Annotated in this window: 20 protein-coding genes; 18 read left to right on the forward strand and 2 right to left on the reverse strand. The window is 46.7% G+C overall.

Annotated elements, in window-relative coordinates; all coding sequences use genetic code 11:
- Positions 1-67: 67 nt before the first annotated feature.
- The 14 genes from IBX48_RS02355 (at position 68) to IBX48_RS02420 (ending at position 10893) form a co-directional block, all read left to right on the forward strand.
- Positions 68-1003: a PilZ domain-containing protein gene (locus IBX48_RS02355; RefSeq protein WP_296830307.1), complete on the forward strand. Its 936-nt coding sequence runs from the start codon at positions 68-70 to the stop codon at positions 1001-1003.
- 16 nt (positions 1004-1019) lie between these two features.
- On the forward strand, positions 1020-1436 hold the full coding sequence (locus IBX48_RS02360) for a hypothetical protein (RefSeq protein ID WP_296830309.1): 417 nt from the start codon (positions 1020-1022) through the stop codon (positions 1434-1436).
- 69 nt (positions 1437-1505) lie between these two features.
- Positions 1506-2183 (forward strand): DNA repair protein RadC, encoded by a 678-nt coding sequence (gene radC, locus IBX48_RS02365; protein WP_296830311.1) that lies wholly within the window; start codon positions 1506-1508, stop codon positions 2181-2183.
- Positions 2184-2365: 182 nt separating this feature from the next.
- Positions 2366-2602, forward strand: coding sequence for a 50S ribosomal protein L28 (gene rpmB, locus IBX48_RS02370; protein WP_296830313.1), 237 nt, complete (start codon positions 2366-2368; stop codon positions 2600-2602).
- Between the two features lie 13 nt (positions 2603-2615).
- Positions 2616-2771, forward strand: coding sequence for a 50S ribosomal protein L33 (rpmG, locus tag IBX48_RS02375; protein WP_029933737.1), 156 nt, complete (start codon positions 2616-2618; stop codon positions 2769-2771).
- A gap of 108 nt (positions 2772-2879) precedes the next feature.
- Entirely contained in the window at positions 2880-4310 is a 1431-nt protein-coding gene (locus IBX48_RS02380) for an NAD(P)H-hydrate dehydratase (protein WP_296830317.1), read from the forward strand.
- Positions 4311-4363: 53 nt separating this feature from the next.
- Positions 4364-5335 (forward strand): glutathione synthase, encoded by a 972-nt coding sequence (gene gshB, locus IBX48_RS02385; protein WP_296830319.1) that lies wholly within the window; start codon positions 4364-4366, stop codon positions 5333-5335.
- On the forward strand, positions 5332-6384 hold the full coding sequence (locus tag IBX48_RS02390) for an FAD:protein FMN transferase (RefSeq protein ID WP_296830321.1): 1053 nt from the start codon (positions 5332-5334) through the stop codon (positions 6382-6384). The genes gshB and IBX48_RS02390 overlap by 4 nt, the downstream gene beginning before the upstream one ends.
- Positions 6385-6421: 37 nt before the next feature.
- Positions 6422-6988, forward strand: coding sequence for a YqgE/AlgH family protein (locus IBX48_RS02395; protein ID WP_296830323.1), 567 nt, complete (start codon positions 6422-6424; stop codon positions 6986-6988).
- Complete coding sequence (gene ruvX / locus IBX48_RS02400) at positions 6981-7409, forward strand: Holliday junction resolvase RuvX (protein WP_296830325.1); 429 nt, start codon at positions 6981-6983, stop codon at positions 7407-7409. Before IBX48_RS02395 ends, ruvX begins: the two co-directional genes overlap by 8 nt.
- The gene (gene pyrR / locus IBX48_RS02405) at positions 7390-7902 is read left to right on the forward strand and encodes a bifunctional pyr operon transcriptional regulator/uracil phosphoribosyltransferase PyrR (protein WP_296830327.1); all 513 of its coding nucleotides are present in this window, start codon (positions 7390-7392) and stop codon (positions 7900-7902) included. The genes ruvX and pyrR overlap by 20 nt, the downstream gene beginning before the upstream one ends.
- A complete protein-coding gene (locus IBX48_RS02410) occupies positions 7899-8939 on the forward strand; it encodes an aspartate carbamoyltransferase catalytic subunit (RefSeq protein WP_296830328.1) in 1041 nt (346 codons plus the stop codon). The genes pyrR and IBX48_RS02410 overlap by 4 nt, the downstream gene beginning before the upstream one ends.
- A complete protein-coding gene (locus IBX48_RS02415; protein WP_296830330.1) occupies positions 8936-10219 on the forward strand; it encodes a dihydroorotase in 1284 nt (427 codons plus the stop codon). The genes IBX48_RS02410 and IBX48_RS02415 overlap by 4 nt, the downstream gene beginning before the upstream one ends.
- Positions 10220-10224: 5 nt before the next feature.
- A complete protein-coding gene (locus IBX48_RS02420) occupies positions 10225-10893 on the forward strand; it encodes a hypothetical protein (protein WP_296830332.1) in 669 nt (222 codons plus the stop codon).
- 33 nt (positions 10894-10926) lie between these two features.
- Here IBX48_RS02420 and IBX48_RS02425 read toward each other — a convergent pair whose 3' ends face one another.
- Positions 10927-11157 carry a hypothetical protein gene (locus tag IBX48_RS02425; protein ID WP_296830333.1) on the reverse strand — a complete coding sequence of 77 codons (231 nt, stop codon included), beginning with the start codon at positions 11155-11157 and terminating at the stop codon, positions 10927-10929.
- Between the two features lie 38 nt (positions 11158-11195).
- Positions 11196-11942, reverse strand: a complete 747-nt coding sequence (ppk2, locus tag IBX48_RS02430) for a polyphosphate kinase 2 (RefSeq protein ID WP_296830389.1) — start codon at positions 11940-11942, stop codon at positions 11196-11198.
- Between the two features lie 236 nt (positions 11943-12178).
- Between ppk2 and IBX48_RS02435 the strand changes: the two genes are divergently transcribed.
- From IBX48_RS02435 to IBX48_RS02450, 4 genes are all read left to right on the forward strand, one after another.
- The gene (locus tag IBX48_RS02435; protein WP_296830335.1) at positions 12179-12868 is read left to right on the forward strand and encodes a YggS family pyridoxal phosphate-dependent enzyme; all 690 of its coding nucleotides are present in this window, start codon (positions 12179-12181) and stop codon (positions 12866-12868) included.
- Positions 12869-13009: 141 nt separating this feature from the next.
- Complete coding sequence (locus IBX48_RS02440) at positions 13010-15631, forward strand: methyl-accepting chemotaxis protein (protein ID WP_296830337.1); 2622 nt, start codon at positions 13010-13012, stop codon at positions 15629-15631.
- A 109-nt stretch (positions 15632-15740) separates the two neighbouring features.
- The gene (locus IBX48_RS02445) at positions 15741-17072 is read left to right on the forward strand and encodes a dihydroorotase (protein WP_296830339.1); all 1332 of its coding nucleotides are present in this window, start codon (positions 15741-15743) and stop codon (positions 17070-17072) included.
- 38 nt (positions 17073-17110) lie between these two features.
- On the forward strand, positions 17111-18481 hold the full coding sequence (locus IBX48_RS02450; RefSeq protein WP_296830341.1) for an NAD-dependent succinate-semialdehyde dehydrogenase: 1371 nt from the start codon (positions 17111-17113) through the stop codon (positions 18479-18481).
- The last annotated feature ends 2 nt before the right edge of the window (positions 18482-18483 follow it).

Raw genomic sequence — 18483 nt, forward strand, 5'->3', positions numbered from 1 at the left:
TTATTTTTCGTTTATCTTGCCTATACTGATTAGCAATAAAATAAAAATATGCTGGCACACCATCACTATGTCTCGATCCTCTAGAAATGTACGACGTTTTTTTCGTATTGATATGCCTGTGCGCTATTTCGTTACCGCTTGTGCGCCGGTTTTTGATCGCGATATTTACTCAACTGGGGCCAAATACCACACCCCCTACATTCACAAACAACTGGCTGAACAAAAACAACGCACCCTGGAATCGTTAACTCATATCCAAGACCAAAAAGAGGCCTTAACCGATATTTTTCTGGATATTATTCGGCGAGTTGAATTTTTTGGCGAATGCTGCGAAATGATCGCACGCGGTCACAACCCCAAATTTAACAAAACCGTGTGGCAAGACCTCATTAGTCACCAGCAAGGATTTATCAAAATTAAACCCTTGCAACAATCCTCGCCTAAAACCCATCAACACCTTAAAACTATTGAAGACAAATACCTGTTTTTTTTAAACCGATTAGTCGAAAGTGTTTCAAATTCTAGTGCCGACCATTTCCATGCACCCGATTACTTACCGCACGGCTTTCGGATTGATGAGCTCAGTCAGATTTTTAGCGATTCCAAATACGACAACATTCCACTGGTGCAATCGATTTTGCACAGCGCCGAATTTATCACCACACACACCGAATTATTTCGTCGCATTCATGATGACCACTGCTTACGCCAAAACCCAACCGAATGGCCGGAAGAAATGGCCAACGTCAGTGCCAGCGGCTTGGCGGTGTTAACTGAAAAAAGCTTCGACATCCATCAACGCGTACATGTGCATTTGTATTTTCCTGAAGCCGAAAAAGTGCTAAAGTTTGATGGTGTGATTGTAAATATTCAGGCCGATCCACTAGGCCGACTGGAACGCATGGCGATGAATTTTGAATTCCCGGATGGCAAAGAGCAGGCTTTTTTGCAGACCGAAATCCAACGTTATGAAATTGAAGAATGCTTAAATCTTAAACTTTAAATAATGAGAACTTCCTATGCCCGGCACAAATCATCATGTTGAATCCGGCTTTATCGGTGAACTACCACTCAATTTAAAACCACCTGCCGAAGACCTGCTTAAATACAGCACGATGAAGCAATTGATATTGATGCGTCAACACGGCATTGATGATTTTTTTCAAAAGACCTACCCCTTCATAAATGATACCGAATGGCTCGACATCATTGACAAAGTCCTGCTCACCAAAGTGTCTTATTTTGAGCTAAACGATCGATTTAGCGCCGCACAAATGAATAAACTTCTCGAAATCGCTCGATTTGCCCTCAAACTGCCCAATGAAAGCGCACAAAGCATTTATCAAATTACAGAACATCGCTACCCCGTATTCGCCAAAGTAATCAAAAACCTAATATTCATTTGCCAGAAAAAGGTCAAACAACACGCGGCTTAACCACCAGGCCTGGTGGTCAGTACTCTTGTGTATTAATGGCTAACATTGCGATACTCATAAGGAGTTTAAATGTCGATCAAACACTGGCACGCCCACGATCAACCGCGTGAAAAACTTATCGAATTTGGCGCCGCAAGCCTATCGGATGCACAATTACTGGCGATTTTTTTACGGGTGGGCGTAAAAGGCAAAAGTGCGGTCGAGCTCGCACAAGACCTACTCGACTATTTTGGTGATCTACACAGCTTATTGCATGCCGACCAAGCCGAGTTTTGCCAAGCTAAAGGTTTAGGGTTGGCAAAATATGCGCAACTAAATGCGGTATTAGAAATGGCACGCCGTCATTTTGAAAGCGGTCTCAAAAAAGGCCAAGCCTTCCAATCGCCGGAATTAAGTGCCCAGTTTTTTATGAATCAAATCGGTCATCAACCGCGCGAACAATTTGGCTGCTTACTCCTTGATCAACAACATCAAATGATTCACTTCGAAATTCTGTTTTATGGCACCGTAAACCAAGCCAGTGTCCACCCGCGCGAACTTGTTAAGCTGGCGCTTAAACATAACGCCGCCGCTGCGATTGTGACACACAACCACCCGTCAGGCCTTCCTAAGCCCAGCGAAAGTGATCACCAGATTACCCAATTAATAAAACAAGCCTTTAACCTAGTGGATGTTCGACTATTAGATCATGTTATCCTAGGTGATCATGGGCGCTGGCACTCGATGGCGCAGTGCGCCCAAATCTAGCCCCATGCAGATTTTTGGATTTAACCGAATTAAGTCTTGCATTCAAGCCAGGATTTGTGGATAATTCTGTCTTCTTGTTTTTAGGTAAAGTTTCTTTACCGTAATTTAGAATTCTTGAGCGAGCGGTTTGCTTCTTGCTCTGAAGTTTTCATCGTTAATGAATGGATATAGGGGATTGAGAGATGTCTAAAGTTTGCCAAGTCACAGGAAAACGCCCTGCGGTCGGTAACAATGTTTCCCACTCTCACCGTAAAACACGTCGCCGTTTTTTGCCAAATTTACAATCGCACCGTTTTTGGGTTGAATCTGAAAACCGCTTTGTAAAACTACGCGTTACACCAGCTGCTATGCGTACAATCGACAAGAACGGAATCGAGTCAGTGCTTGCAGATATGCGCGCACGTGGTGAGAAGGTTTAATTAGGAGACGGTTATGCGCGATAAAATTAAGTTAGTCTCTTCAGCCGGTACAGGTTATTTTTATACTACGGATAAAAACAAACGTACCATGGCTGGAAAATTTGAAATCAAGAAATACGATCCAGTGGTTCGTAAACATGTCTTGTTCAAAGAAGCCAAAATCAAGTAATCTTGATTTTGCCTAGAAAACCGACCTCGTGTCGGTTTTTTTATATCTGGAAATCCATCCCTCTCCTGTGGTTTAATCATTGCATTACCCATAAAACCAGATACCCCCATGCTTAAACTCTATTCCGTTAAACAAGCACAAGCGATTGATAACCAAGCCATTACCCAGCTGGGTTTAACTGGTTTAACCCTAATGAAGCGTGCGGCGGCCTTTGCCTTCGAAATTTTGCAGCGACAATGGCCGCAAGCCCGACAGCTTTATATTTTGTGCGGTCCTGGCAATAATGGCGGTGATGGTTATGCGCTGGCTAAAATTGCGCACATTAACGGCCACCAAGTCGACATTGCTCAAATTGGTGAAGCTCCGCTTGAAGGCTCCGCTGCCCAAGCACGTCAAGAAGCGCTCGCTTTAGGTTTAATTGCCGCTGACTTTTCAGCCCAAAAACTCATGCAGGCCGACCTTGTGGTGGATGCGTTGTTTGGCATAGGCTTGAATCGGCCCCTAGAAACCCCTTGGAACCAAATCATTGATGCGATTAATAAAGCACAACGCCCGATTCTTGCACTCGACATTCCAAGCGGCTTAGACGCCAACAACGGACAAGTGTTAGGCGCGGCGATTAAAGCGCAACATACCGCAAGCTTCATCGTTCATAAAACAGGCCTCTATCTAAATGATGGCCCCGATTTTACTGGCCAAGTGCACTTAGGTGATCTACAGCTGCCAGAAGAAATACGCAACGACTTGGTTCCGCAGGCTACCAGCTGGCAACAAGATGACCTGCCTTGCATTACACGTCGACGTAATAGTCATAAAGGCACATATGGCTCGGCTTTACTAATCGGCGGCAATCACAATATGATGGGTGCGTTAGCCTTGGCCGGAAAAGCCTGTTTGCGATCCGGGGTGGGCTTAACCAAACTCATCAGCCGTGCTGAACACCAGGTCGCTTTAAGCCAAACCCAGCCCGAACTGATGTGTTACCAACAAACCGACTTTCATCGTTTGGCGATTAAGTCCGATGTGATTGCGATTGGCCCCGGACTTGGCACCGACAGCTGGGCTTGGAACCTATATGAAGAAGTATGTAAAAGCAATCGTCCGCTGGTATTAGATGCGGATGCGCTGAACTGCTTGGCGCTTGAACCCTTTCATTACGAACGCTGGATATTAACGCCACATCCGGGCGAGGCTTCTCGATTACTGGAACGGCCAACCCATGTAATTCAAAACGACCGCATTAACGCGATTCAAGCTTTGCACAAACGTTATGGCGGTGTGATTGTGCTCAAGGGTGCGGGAACCTTAATCTACGATGGACAAAACATGGCGTTATGTCGTGCCGGCAATCCAGGCATGGCGGTAGGTGGTATGGGCGATGTGTTAACTGGACTCATTGCTGGCCTAGTGGCGCAAGGGTTTAGTTTATTTGAGGCGGCTCAACGCGGCGTAGAGCTGCATGCGCGCGCCGGCGATAAGGTGGCGCAAAGCCGTTCTGAATCGAGCTTACTGCCATCCGATGTTATTGACGTTTTATAAGCCTTCACGCATAGTAATGAGCCATCACTTAATTTTTGGCTAAAGGACAACAAATGCAGATTAAACTCGGCATCGTAATGAACCCGATTGAACAGATTAAACCTTACAAAGACAGCTCGTTTGCGATGTTACTCGAAGCGCAACGCCGGGGTTACGAACTGTTTTATATGCAACCGCAGGATATTTATCTACAAAATACCCAGCCGTTTGCCATCACCAGCGAACTCAAAGTGTGGGATCGTAATGATGGCCAACACTACGGTTTCGGTGCCTCCAAAGCGACTCATTTGGCTGAGCTAGATATTATCTTAATTCGTCAAGATCCGCCGTTTGACAACGACTATCTCTACTCAACCCATATGCTTGAGCTGGCTGAAGCGCAAGGTGCATTGGTGGTGAACAAACCTCAGAGTTTACGCGATGCGAATGAAAAACTGTTTGCTAGCTGGTTCCCGGAATCCATACCGCCCACGCTGGTAAGTGCGCAAGCTGATCTGCTAAAAGCGTTTGTTGCTGAACAACAAGACACCATTTTCAAACCTCTCGATGCCATGGGTGGGGCGTCGATTTTTCGTGTCAAACAGGGCGATCCAAACCTAAGTGTAATCATTGAATTAATGACTGACCACGGCCAACACCATATTATGGCGCAGCGTTTTTTGCCTGAAATCAGTGCGGGTGACAAACGTATCTTGCTCATTGATGGCGAACCTGTGCCTTATGCCCTAGCGCGCATTCCACAAACCGGCGAAACCCGCGGCAACATTGCGGCAGGTGGTCGAGGCGAAGGGATTGAGTTAACCGATAGAGATCGTTGGTTATGCCAACAAATTGCGCCTAAATTACGCGAAAAAGGTCTCATTTTTGTTGGCCTTGATGTGATTGGCGACTATGTTACAGAAATCAATGTAACCAGCCCCACCTGCATTCGTGAGTTAGACAAGCAATTCGGTTTGAATATTGCCGGCACACTGCTAGATAATCTTGAATCTAAACTAAAATCTAAGATAAATGGTACCAAATGAATTTAATGCCATCTAAGTTTCTACTCCAGCCTACCTTAAAACTCGGTTTTTTTTACAGTCTTCTATTAGGCGCCAGCTTGTGGCTAACAGGCTGTAGCGCACCCGAAAACACCACCCAACAAAGCTTTTATGTATTTGGCACCGAAGTTCAAGTCTTGATTGTTGGGGCGCAAACCCAACAGGCACAAGAGGCAATTCAAGCGATTGAACAACGTTTTCAAACCTTCCACAACGAATGGCATGCTTGGGAACAAGGCGGGATTGTCAGCAAAATCAATCAGGCCATTGCCAATAACCAAGCAATTGAAGTGCCGGACACGGTTAAAGCCTTTATTCAAACCACTCAAAAACTCAGCGCGCAAACAGACTATTTGTTTGATCCGGCCATTGGCCAATTAATTAAGATGTGGGGGTTTCATTCGGAAGACTGGCAAGGCCCGCCCCCCTCCGAAGCCGAACGCCAGGCCTGGTTAAATACACGGCCTTCGATCAAAGATATCTACTTCAAAGATCACCAGTTGTTCAGTCGTAATTCGAATGTTCAGCTCGACTTTGGTGGCAATGCAAAAGGCTTAGCGCTTGACATCGCCGCGCAAACCTTAGCCGATATCGGCATTCAAAATGCACTAATTAATATTGGCGGCGATATCAAAGCATTAGGATTTAAAAACCACCAGGCCTGGTCGATTGGTATCCAAAACCCCAGCGCGCCATCTCAAGCCATCGCCCAACTTCAAGCCCAAGATGGCGACAGCATTTTCACCTCGGGCACCTATCAGCGTTATTTTGATTGGCAAGGTCAACGTTTTAGTCACATCATTAATCCCAATAACGCCTGGCCGGCCGACAGCTTTGCTTCGGTTACGGTGATTCATGACGATGCCATTACCGCTGATACTGCTGCCACCGCACTACTGGTTGCCGGCGAACAAGACTGGCAACGCATTGCCGACCAGCTTGGCGTGAAAGCGGTGTTTATTGTCCACCGTGATGGACACTTTGAGATGACACCCGCCATGAAACAACGTTTAACGAACCTGAAAAACTAAACAACCAAACCATTGGGTTTGCTCTATAATTTAGATCATGAAATCAGCACATTCACTCCAACACCAATTTCTGATCGCCATGCCAAGCCTAGATGATTCTTGGTTTGAAAAAACCGTGATTTATGTGATTGAAGATAACAATGAAGGCAGCACAGGCTTAGTGGTTAATAAACCCCACAGTTTAAACGTGGGCCAGATTCTAGAACACTTCCACATTCATACCGACCTGTCGCCCACCGCCCTAAATCAAACCATCCTAATGGGTGGACCGGTCGACATTGAACGGGGTTTTATTTTGCACCAACCAGTCGGCGGCTGGCAAAATACGGTTGACCTTAACCACAACCTTGGTTTGACCGTTTCGGAAGACTTTTTGCAAGCCTTAGCTGAAGGCACCGCCCCCCAAGATCATATTATTTTTTTAGGTATGGCGTCTTGGGGAAAAGGTCAACTTGCGAGCGAAATCCAACGCAACAACTGGCTAACGGCCCCTTATAATGCCAGCCTGATTTTTGAAACTCAGCTTGAGACACGCTGGAAAGTGGCGTTAGGTATGTTGGGCGTTTCGCCTGAATTTTTAAGTGGTGAATCTGGACATGCCTAAGTACCCAGATGGATTAGTAATGGGGTTTGATTTTGGCCTTAAACGCATCGGCGTAGCGATTGGTCAAACCATTACCCGCACCGCCAGCCCAGAAACCGTGGTAAATAGTCGTGACGGTGTGCCAGACTGGGCACATATCACACAACTATTTGAACACTGGAAGCCGGTTGCGATAGTGGTGGGTCTACCTATGCATCTAGACGGCACAGAACAACCTTTTACCCAAAGTGCACGCAAGTTTGGCCAACGTTTACACGGCCGTTACCAATGTCCGCTGTTTTTTATTGAAGAACAATTGAGTTCGCACGAAGCCGAACAACGTTTAAAATCTCGCGCGCACCCCAACACCCAACTGGACGCGCATGCCGCTCAAATAATTTTAGAAAATTGGTTAAGCCACTATGACAAAACTGAATCTTGACATCAACCAACTGCTGGATGAACTCGCGCAAAAAGTACGCGAACATAAACTTTTTGACGACCAAGCCAAACTGATTGGTATCCGTACTGGCGGCGAATGGATTGCAAAAGGACTGCATCAGCGCCTAAACATAACCAGTCCATTAGGGGTATTAGATATTTCGTTTTATCGTGATGACTTTTCTAAAATCGGGTTAAACCCGGCGGTGCAGCCCTCCAATATTCCGTGGAGTGTCGATGATCAACACATCTTTTTAATTGACGATGTACTTTATACTGGTCGAACCACCCGCGCCGCGATGAACGAAATTTTTGACTATGGTCGCCCGGCCAGTATCACTTTGGTCACTTTGGTGGATCGCAAAGGCGCACGTGATTTGCCGATTCAACCCGACATAAGTGCATTACAAATGCAATGCCATCAAACCTTAAAATTAACGGGGCCAGAGCCCTTAAGCATGACCTTAATTGAGAACGCGGAGGCCGATCAATGAGTGCTCGATTAACTCGCCCCAATATCCAGTTAAATGAACAAGGCAAACTCAAACACTTTCTCACGCTGGAAGGTTTGAAACCGCATCATTTAACTGAAATTCTGGATACCGCGGAATCCTTTCTAAACCCTCACACCAACGAGATTAAGAAAGTCCCTTTACTGCGCGGCAAAACCATTATGAATTTGTTTTTCGAGCCCAGCACCCGTACCCGCACCACTTTTGAAATTGCCGAAAAACGCCTATCGGCCGATGTAATGAACCTCAACATCAGCGCCTCAGCCACCAAAAAAGGCGAATCGTTGCTCGACACCATGTGGAATCTGGAAGCCATGCAGGCCGATATGTTTGTGATTCGACATTCGGAAAGCGGTGCCGCACACTTCTTTGCCGAACATGTCGCACCGCACGTGCATGTGCTGAATGCTGGCGATGGCCAACATGCTCACCCCACTCAAGCCATGCTGGATATGTTCACGATCCGTAAGCTCAAAGGCGATGTGTTTGATTTAAAAGTGGCGATTGTGGGCGATATTTTGCATTCACGTGTTGCGCGCTCGCAAATTCAAGCACTGAGTTTGTTGGAGGCGCGCGAAATTCGCGTGATTGGTCCAAAAACTCTGATTCCGCCCTTCCCAGAAGCACTTGGTGTACACGTGTATCACGACATGGAGGCCGGGCTTGAAGGTGTGGATGTAATTATTATGTTGCGTTTGCAAAACGAACGTATGCAAGGCGCGCTGCTCCCCAGCGAACAAGAGTATTTTAATCTTTACGGCCTCACCGAAAGACGTTTGGCCTACGCCAAACCGGATGCGATTGTAATGCACCCGGGGCCGATTAACCGTGGGGTTGAAATAGATTCCGCGGTAGCCGATGGCCCGCAATCGGTGATTCTGCAACAGGTCACCTACGGCATTGCGGTGCGCATGGCGGTGATGTCGATCATTATGAGTAATGCCGCCTTACTCGCTCAAGCGCAAGCCGAGGCCGTCGAAAGCCCCGAACAAGCCTCTTCACAGGAGCGTCCAGAATGAAAATAATCATCAAAAACGGTCGCGTTATCGACCCAAGCCAAAACCTGGATTGCACCACCGATCTATATATTGCGCGTGGTCACATTGTTGGACTGGACACACCACCTGAAGGTTTTGAGCCGAATCAAACCATTGATGCAAAAGCTAAATGGATACTACCAGGCCTGGTGGATATGCAAGCACGTTTAGGCGAACCGGGGCATAACCAAACAGGCCACATCGCCTCCGAAACCAAAGCCGCGGTAGCGGGGGGCATTACCAGTTTATGCTGTCCGCCCGATACTGATCCGGTCACTGATACCCAGGCGGTGGCGGAATTAATTCAGCGGCGCGCACGTCAAGCCGCCACCGCATTTGTGATGCCGATTGGCGCTTTGACTCAAGGCTTAAAAGGCGAACACTTAAGTGAAATGTATGCACTTAAACAAGGCGGTTGTGTTGCACTCAGCCAAGCCAATCAGCCGATTCAAAACCCGCTGATTTTAAAAAATGCGCTCGAATATGCCGCCTCGCATAATTTGCTAGTGATATTGCGCAGTGAAAATCATCAACTCAAAAATCACGGCGTAGCCCACTCAGGTGCGGTCAGCACACGCTTAGGTTTACCCAGTATTCCAGCCTCGGCTGAAACCACCGCCCTAGCGCGTGATTTAATTTTGGTTGAAGAAGCGGGTGTTCGCGCCCACTTTTCGCAAATTTCCTGTGCACGCTCGGTCGAAATGATCCAGCAAGCTAAACAACGTGGTTTACCGGTGACCTGTGATGTCGCGATTCACCAGTTGTTTTTAACCGAAATGGATTTGCTAGATTTCAGCTCATTAGTCCACGTTACCCCGCCCTTGCGCAGTCAAGCGGATCGCGATGCACTACGCCTAGGCGTTAAAATGGGCGTTATTGATGCGATTGTGAGTGACCATACGCCGCGTGGACGAGATGAAAAACAACTGCCGTTTGGTGAAAGTAAACCCGGCATTAGCGGACTTGAAACCCTACTAGCCTTAACTTTAAGATTGGTGGATGACAAGGTTTTAAGTCTTTCGCAAGCCATCCAGTTGCTAACCGAACAGCCGGCGAATATTCTTGGGCTAAACTGCGGTAGCTTACAATTAGGTAGTAGTGCCGACTTAGTGATTTTTGATCCAGAATCCTATTGGACCCTGCATTCTGAAAGCATGCTATCCGAAGGTAAAAACTCGCCGTTTAGCGGCTGGGAATTTAGCGGCCAAGTTGAAATGACATTTTTTCAAGGTCGCCCGGTGTATTTAGCCAACGCGGTTTAAGTCAGATGCGAACCCGACTCGATGCCATCTTTATTAGCCAACAAGTTCAAAAGAATGGTTTTTGGTTAATAAAGATTGAGTTGAGTCAGTTTACCGAGTTAGCCATAGGCACACGTTTTATCCACGAACTAAACCAGGCCTGGTTGTTTCAAAAACAATCCATTTATTTAACCCTGCTCAGCCAAACCGATTGGCAAAACTTACAAGCCAAGCAAGTTTTCAGTCTAGAGCTCATGCCGAGTCAATTGGCATTTAACCCGCAAACACCACAAGTCTGGTTAGGTTCGGAGCTTAGTCAGGCCGCGGTATTTGATGCCGCCAAACGTTGGCAACAAAGCCCGAAACCCAAAGCGCCGATGATGGCGTTGTTGCATGCCCAGCACGCGTTTATGTTTCAACCTAAACCCGCCAAGTTTTTGGTCAACATTAATGCACAAGTCATTGGCGCCGCGCCCTTGTTAGAAGATTGGGGCATCGCCAATCGTTTAGCTTCAACGGCCGGTTTACCCGGTTCACTCGAAGGCGACCTGGCCGATCTATACCAGGCCTGGTTGTTGGCTTATCAGCACCAGGCCTGGTCAGTATTTGGGTTTTTGCCCAAGCACCAGTACCAGGCCTGTTTAAAACTGAACCAAGCCTACCCAAACATCGATTATCAGGTGCAACCGCTTTAAAGAGCACGGTTAGGAATCAACTCGCACCGTCCTTTATGTTTCGCTAATATGGCTAGAACCTTTTCGCAACTTGTGTGCCATCACTTCTAATTCTTTGGCAAAGTCGTGCTGAGCCTGTGAATACACCACGCTAAGCGATGCATCAATTAAAGTTTCGAGCTCTTCGAACGGCTCATCCGTTAAACTAGCCATTTGCTGTTCATTCAACAGGGCTTTAAAATTTTCTACAATTTGGGCGGCATGGCCTTTTATTTGCATGGTCATAATTCTGTCCTTTTTTAAGCTTAATCATGCTTACTCGTTTAGTCGCCTTGGAAAATATCATCGCCACTACTTAATATTAGCGGATCAGGCTGTCCGACAACGTCTTCATTTTTGCCTTCATAAGGCACATTCTGTAATATGAAACGCATACATGCTAACCGTGCGCGTTTTTTATCATTCGATTTAATCACCGTCCAAGGCGCTTCCGCCGTATTAGTATAAAAAAACATATCTTCTTTCGCCTTAGTATAGTCTTCCCAGCGATCAAGTGAGGCCAAATCCATTGGGCTCAGTTTCCATTGTTTAAGCGGATCTTTTTTGCGCCCATTGAATCTTTGTAGCTGCTCTTTGCGACCAACCGAAAACCAAAACTTCATTAAACGCACCTGGTCGGCCACCAACATGCGCTCAACCTCGGGTGCCTGATGCATAAACTGGGTATATTGCTGCGGTGTGCTAAAACCCATTACACGCTCAACCCCGGCTCGGTTATACCAAGAACGGTCGAACAATACGATCTCGCCCGCGGTAGGCAGATGCTCAAAATAACGCTGAAAATACCACTGACCTTTTTCACGTTCACTCGGCTTATCTAACGCCACCACCCTTGCACCACGTGGGTTTAGATGTTCCATGATACGTTTAATCGTGCCACCTTTACCTGCGGCATCGCGACCTTCGAATACCATCACAATGCGCTCATCGTTTTCCTTAACCCAGCGTTGCATTTTGAGCAGTTCAATTTGCAGTGCGCGTTTGATTTCTTCGTATTCTTCGCGCGGCATTTTCTGATCATAAGGGTAATCACTTTCGCTCGACTTGACTGGTTTCACAGCTTCTCCTTGTTATATCCAATTCTTAAATCTTAAATCTTAATATTACACCATTTAAATTTCCGCTTACGCCACAAGGCATACTCCATCAAACCATAGCGCGACAAATCATTTCAAACCTATTTTTTATCAATTTGCTAAGGGTTTGCTAGAATGCAGAATAACAATCACTAACCAAGGCTCTCAATATGGATTATCAAGCGAATTTGGCACAAGTCACTCACCGTATTCGTCAGGCCGAACAGCGCTTTGACCGCCTGCAGGGATCCGTGCAGCTTTTAGCGGTTAGTAAAACCAAACCGATTGAAGCCATCAATGCCTTGGCCAAACTCGGACAAAACGCATTTGGCGAAAACTATCTACAAGAGTCGTTAGATAAAATCGGCCAACGCCCCGATTTGGAATGGCATTTTATTGGCCCAATTCAGTCCAATAAAACCAAACCGATAGCTGAGCATTTCAACTGGGTGCATAGTGTAGATCGACTAAAGATTGCGCAACGTTTAAGCGCCCAGCGCCCAACTGAATTACCCCCACTTAATATTTTGTTACAAGTTAACATTAGCCAAGAAGAGACCAAGTCAGGATTTAGTCCACAACAACTGCTTGATCAAGTCGAACAGATTCAGCAATTGCCTAACCTGACATTACGCGGTCTAATGGCGATCCCCAAAGCCGAAACCGAGTTTGATCAACAACGCGTTGCTCTGGCTCAAATGCATAGCTTGTTTAACCAACTGAAGTCTGTGTTAAACACCACTAATTTCGATACCTTATCCATGGGTATGTCCGGCGATTTAGAAGCGGCCATTGCCGAAGGTAGCACACTTGTTCGCATCGGCACAGACCTCTTTGGGGCGCGTGACTATGCGGTTTAAAGCAGAATTCTTTATACCTCAATTCAACAAATTAGGTTGAAAAACCTGCCCTGCCCTGTATATTAGCGCCGCTAGACATACGAACCATCACATCGTAAAAACAACTACATAAAAATAATATAATTCTCAGAGGAGCGCTTCATGTTAAATAGCATTTCCGCTAAATTACTGTTTCGAATGATCCTGGTCAGTGCTGCAGGCCTGGTGATTGGATTGGGGATGGTGTTTAAGTCATCATCCGATCTGCAACAAACTACCGCCGAAAACTTCGCCTTTGAAAAACGTGAACAATCGTTGATGCTTATTAATTCAAAGGTGGAAGCGACCTTAAATACCGTGCAAGGCATTGTGGCGGGCAACCCAAACATTGGTCAGTTCTTTTTAGACAACGATCACCAAGGCTTGCATGACATTACTACTAAGGTCGCAGCGGACTTTAAACGCTCAACCGATTATAACAACTTAGCTTTTGTGGCCTTTGATCGCGACAACCAAATATTTGTGCGTTCGTTTGTGCCGTTACCCGATCCCGCGATTGGTAAAAAGGCACCACGCGACTTTTCAGATTTATTACGAGGCCGTCAACACAGCAGTGCTAACATCGATTTATCCGGCGTGGGTTTATTTATCACCGCCAGTGTTCCGATCATGGCGCCAAACACTCATTCGGATGTGGTCGGGGTTTTAGACATTCGAACCGGTTTAGGCAGCATTGTTGACCAAATGGCGAGTGATGGTGCTTATATGGTGGCACTCATCAACGAAACCGGTTTAAAGCGTTGGGCAAAAGGGGCAGAAACGCCAAAAATCGGCGCTTACAACCTAGCACACCAAAGCTGGTTTAATCAATCAAGCCTTTGGTTTGAAGGTTTGGATATTGACAATCTGATTGCGAATGAGTTTAGCATCACCAACAATAAAGTGATTTCAAGCGCCCCCATCATAAGCAGCGATGGTCATACCGTGGGTTACTATTTAATTGGCATGGATAGCTCGCATCCGGACATGGTGAATGCCATGGAAGGCGTGAACAACGTTATTCTAATTATGTTTTTACTCATCATTGGTTTGATTGTCGCTTTGATGCTGTTTTTATGGCATGCCAGCAAAACCATTATCACCAAACCGATTCAATCGATTCTAAATGCGATTCGCGAAGTCGAACAAACTGGCAAAATTGATACCCAACTCGACAGTAAATCGCGTGACGAAGTCGGGGCAATGACACGTGCCTTTGCTTCACTACTGCATCAAATCAATCAGGCTTTAAACGAAGCCAATCAAACCGTTTCTGCGATTGCGCAAGGCGACTTTAGCCAGTCTATGCAAGGCGAATATCGAGGCGATTTGCGCCGTTTAAAAGAAGGCGTGAACGCCTCCGCGCAAAGTGTGTCCTTTATGATGGATGAACTTTCTAAAGTCATGCAAGCCCTAAAAGACGGTCAATTTAATGTGCGTATGGATGAAAAGGTTGCACCCAATTTCCGGGCTTTAGTCGAAGGTGCTTTACATTCGATGGAAACGGTGATGCTTGAAATTAACCAAACCTTATCCGGTATGCAGCAAGGGCAATTTAACCTGCGCGTTGAAGCGCATGCGAACGGTGAATTATTAACCCTTAAAAACCACGTAAACGAGTCTTTAAGTGCGTTAGAATCCGCAATTAAAGAAATCAATCAAATCATGGCGGCACAAGCCAAAGGTGATTTAAGCCAAACCATCCAAGGCGAATACCAAGGAGAATTGGACGAATTAAAACGTGCCATTAACGCCTCCAGTGAGCAATTAAATAAAATTGTCACCGATGCGATTGAAGTTTCCAGCCAAGTCACTAACGCGGCCGACGAAGTATCACGTGGCGCGATGGACTTAAGTGATCGCGTACAACAACAGGCCGCCTCAGTTGAAGAAACCTCCGCCACCATGGAGCAGATGAACAGCGCGGTGCAAAACACCAATGATCATGCCAAACGTGCGGCTGAAGTCGCGCACGAGGTGCAAGGTAAAGCACAACAAGGCAATAATGTCATGGCGGATACCATTGAAGCGATGAGTTCGATCCAACAGTCAAGCCACAAAATTAGTGAAATCGTGACCCTTATTGATGGCATCGCTTTCCAGACCAACCTACTCGCCTTAAACGCGGCCGTCGAAGCCGCACGTGCTGGTGATCATGGGCGAGGCTTTGCGGTGGTAGCGGGCGAAGTTCGGGCTTTAGCACAAAAATCCGCCGAAGCCGCTAAAGACATCAAAAATTTGATTGATGAAAGTGTCGGACGCATCGATCAAGGTACCAAACTCGCGACCGAATCCGGTGAAGTATTGGCCCAAATTATGGGGTCGGTGGAACAGGTCTCTGGCATGATTGAGCAAATCGCGCAAGCTTCGACTGAACAGGCCGAAGGGATTTCACAAGTCAATAAAGCGATTGCACAAATCGACAGCGGCACCCAGCAAAACGCGGCTCTAGTGGAAGAAACCAGCGCCGCGGCTGAGAGCTTAAACGAACAGGCACAGGTATTGCGTGATGACATGAGTCGTTTTAAAACCAAACAACATAATGCCGCCTTAAGCAAACCCGTTGCACCGAAGCTGGTGAAACCTAAGCCTGCCAAGCTCGAAACGACTCAAACCCACTTAAGCGAAGCGGTCGAGCCCAAACAGGAAAAAACGCTGGCCCCGGCCAGTCAGCTTAAACCAGCGATGCCATTAGCCAAACAACCGTCCAAACCGGCTGATAAAGATGAATGGGCCGAGTTTTAATTACGCCTTAAACCGCTAAACTAAACGCCCTGCTCTGTCAGGGCGTTTTTATTCGCATCAAATAATTTTCTCTTGTTAAAATAACCTAAACATAAACAAGGAAGGTTGTATGTCACGCACACTGATTAAACAAGCCACCATGGTCAACGAAGGCCAACAACAGATCGTAGACCTGTTAATTGAACAGGGTCGAATTGCCCAAATCGCGCCACAAATTAATTGCGCGGCTGATCAGACAATTGATGCTGAAGGCCTTCACTTAATGCCCGGCATGATTGACGATCAAGTGCATTTTCGCGAACCAGGCCTGGTGGCTAAAGGCGACATTGCAAGCGAATCTCGCGCGGCGATTGCTGGTGGCACCACCTCCTATATGGAAATGCCCAATGTGAATCCACCCACCATTAGCTTAGAGGCACTCGAAGCCAAATATGCGTTAGGCGCGCAAAAATCCTGGGCGAACTACTCGTTTTATCTGGGCGCGACCAATGACAACTTAGACGATGTTGCACGCGTTAATCCTCAAAACGTGTGTGGTGTAAAAATATTTATGGGCTCGTCTACCGGCAATATGCTGGTTGATCAAGAAACTGCGCTGCGTAATATTTTTAGCCAAAGCCCGATTCTAATTGCAACCCACTGCGAAGACACGCCGATGATTAAGGCGCAAGAAGCGCTATACCGTGAACGCTATGGTGAAGACGTGCCGATGAGTGCGCATCCGATTATTCGCTGTCGTGAAGCCTGTTATAAGTCATCGTCGATGGCGGTCGAGCTGGCCAAACAAACTGGCGCTCGTCTGCATGTATTGCATATTACGACCGCAGATGAATTAGCCTTGTTTGAACCCGGCCCGGTTGAGTCCAAAAAAATTACTGCTGAAGCCTGTGTACATCATTTATGGTTTAACGATGCGGATTATGAATCACACGGTTCTCTCATCAAGTGCAACCCGGCCGTTAAAAGCCAATCAGACCGTGATGCGATTCGCCAAGCGGTCATTGAAAGCCGAATTGATGTAATTGCCACCGACCACGCCCCGCATACTTGGGAAGAAAAGCAAAATAGCTATTTCAACGCACCAGCCGGTTTGCCGCAAGTTCAACAATCCCTAACCGCTTTGTTAGACCTGTATCACCAAGGCGTATTTAGCTTAGAAATGATTGTGGATCGTTTTTCACACAACGTTGCACGTTTATACCAAATCGCCGATCGCGGTTTTATTCGCGAAGGTTATTGGGCTGACTTAGTATTGGTTGACTTAAACAAACCTCATACCGATGACAAAGCCCACAACCTCTACAAATGTCAGTGGTCACCTTGGGAAGGTCACACGTTTAAATCGAGCGTGATAAAAACCTTTGTTAATGGCGAATTAATGTACGACCAAGGTCAATTCGCGGCATTTAAACCCGGACAGCGTTTAACATTTAAGCGTTAATTCATCCCAATTACAGATTAGCTAAAGGAGCATTACTTATGGCACTCGAATCTATGAACCCCGCAACTGGCGAGGTGTTTGCCCAATACGACAGTTGGGATCAAGATACGCTAGATTTAGCCGTAAAACGCGCCGGACAGAAATTTGCCGATTGGTCACAACGCACCTCTATGGCCGAACGTTGCGACTTGATGCGACGTGCGGCTGAAGTTTTGAAAAATCAAAAAACGGATTTGGCACGTTTGATTACCTTGGAAATGGGGAAATCCATCAAAGAGGCCGAAGCCGAAATAGATAAGTGTGTTTGGGTCTGTGAATATTATGCCGACAAGGGGCCGGCGTTTTTGGCGGATGAAATCGTTGAAACCGATGCCAGCAAAAGCTTAATTTGTTATCAGCCCATGGGCGTGGTGCTAGCGGTGATGCCGTGGAACTTCCCTTTTTGGCAAGTGTTTCGGTTTGCTGCACCCGCTTTAGTCGCGGGCAATATTGGCTTATTAAAACACGCATCAAACGTACCACAGTGCGCGCAGGCGATTGAAAAGGTGTTTTTGGACGCCGGCTTCCCCGAGTCTGTATTTACCAACTTAATGATTGGGGCAGATAAAGTTGAAAGCGTGATTCGCAATCGTTATGTACGGGCCGTGACCTTAACTGGCAGTGAACCGGCCGGTCGTAAAGTCGCCGCCATTGCGGGTTCGGAATTGAAAAAAACCGTATTAGAATTGGGTGGTTCGGATGCGTTTATTGTGCTCGACGATGCCGATATCAAGCTGGCTATTGAAGGCGCGGTCACCAGTCGTTTTTTAAATATGGGGCAAAGCTGCATTGCAGCCAAACGTTTTATTGTGGATCAGAATATTTTTGATGAATTTGTCGACCAATTTAAACAGGCGGTTGAAGCCAAGTTTACAGCGGGAGATCCGATCGACCCGAACACCACTTTGTGTCCAATGGCACGCCAAGACTTATTGGATGAGTTACACCTGCAAGTTACCGAATCCGTCAAACTAGGTGCTAAAGTTGTCACGGGCGGCCATCAAATCGAACGTCCGGGCAGCTATTATGCCCCCACTATCCTCACCCATATTTCGAGCAACATGCCGGCGTTTAGTGATGAGTTTTTTGGCCCGGTCGCGATTGTGTTGAAATCCTCTGAACCGGCGCATGCAACCGGTTTAGCGAATGCGACCGACTTTGGTTTATCCGGCTCAGTCTGGAGCCGGGATATTTCAACCGCTGAAACCATTGCACGCAATATGGAATCTGGCGCTTGTTATGTCAACGGCATCAGCAAATCCGATCCGCGCCTGCCTTTTGGAGGCGTGAAGAACTCAGGTTATGGTCGTGAACTGTCTTATCAAGGAATTCGTGAATTTGTAAACGTGAAGTCGATTTGGATTAAATAACC

The sequence above is a fragment of the Thiomicrospira sp. genome, assembly GCF_014859555.1.
Lineage (GTDB): Bacteria > Pseudomonadota > Gammaproteobacteria > Thiomicrospirales > Thiomicrospiraceae > Thiomicrospira.

Coding starts and splice junctions, on each gene's coding strand:
- IBX48_RS02360 (WP_296830309.1), top strand. CDS start 1,020: ATGCCCGGCACAAATCATCATGTTGAATCCGGCTTTATCGGTGAACTA.
- IBX48_RS02355 (WP_296830307.1), top strand. CDS start 68: ATGTCTCGATCCTCTAGAAATGTACGACGTTTTTTTCGTATTGATATG.
- IBX48_RS02410 (WP_296830328.1), top strand. CDS start 7,899: ATGAGTGCTCGATTAACTCGCCCCAATATCCAGTTAAATGAACAAGGC.
- IBX48_RS02420 (WP_296830332.1), top strand. CDS start 10,225: ATGCGAACCCGACTCGATGCCATCTTTATTAGCCAACAAGTTCAAAAG.
- radC (WP_296830311.1), top strand. CDS start 1,506: ATGTCGATCAAACACTGGCACGCCCACGATCAACCGCGTGAAAAACTT.
- rpmB (WP_296830313.1), top strand. CDS start 2,366: ATGTCTAAAGTTTGCCAAGTCACAGGAAAACGCCCTGCGGTCGGTAAC.
- IBX48_RS02380 (WP_296830317.1), top strand. CDS start 2,880: ATGCTTAAACTCTATTCCGTTAAACAAGCACAAGCGATTGATAACCAA.
- ruvX (WP_296830325.1), top strand. CDS start 6,981: ATGCCTAAGTACCCAGATGGATTAGTAATGGGGTTTGATTTTGGCCTT.
- ppk2 (WP_296830389.1), bottom strand. CDS start 11,942: ATGCCGCGCGAAGAATACGAAGAAATCAAACGCGCACTGCAAATTGAA.
- IBX48_RS02450 (WP_296830341.1), top strand. CDS start 17,111: ATGGCACTCGAATCTATGAACCCCGCAACTGGCGAGGTGTTTGCCCAA.
- rpmG (WP_029933737.1), top strand. CDS start 2,616: ATGCGCGATAAAATTAAGTTAGTCTCTTCAGCCGGTACAGGTTATTTT.
- IBX48_RS02395 (WP_296830323.1), top strand. CDS start 6,422: ATGAAATCAGCACATTCACTCCAACACCAATTTCTGATCGCCATGCCA.
- pyrR (WP_296830327.1), top strand. CDS start 7,390: ATGACAAAACTGAATCTTGACATCAACCAACTGCTGGATGAACTCGCG.
- gshB (WP_296830319.1), top strand. CDS start 4,364: ATGCAGATTAAACTCGGCATCGTAATGAACCCGATTGAACAGATTAAA.
- IBX48_RS02435 (WP_296830335.1), top strand. CDS start 12,179: ATGGATTATCAAGCGAATTTGGCACAAGTCACTCACCGTATTCGTCAG.
- IBX48_RS02425 (WP_296830333.1), bottom strand. CDS start 11,157: ATGACCATGCAAATAAAAGGCCATGCCGCCCAAATTGTAGAAAATTTT.
- IBX48_RS02415 (WP_296830330.1), top strand. CDS start 8,936: ATGAAAATAATCATCAAAAACGGTCGCGTTATCGACCCAAGCCAAAAC.
- IBX48_RS02440 (WP_296830337.1), top strand. CDS start 13,010: ATGTTAAATAGCATTTCCGCTAAATTACTGTTTCGAATGATCCTGGTC.
- IBX48_RS02445 (WP_296830339.1), top strand. CDS start 15,741: ATGTCACGCACACTGATTAAACAAGCCACCATGGTCAACGAAGGCCAA.
- IBX48_RS02390 (WP_296830321.1), top strand. CDS start 5,332: ATGAATTTAATGCCATCTAAGTTTCTACTCCAGCCTACCTTAAAACTC.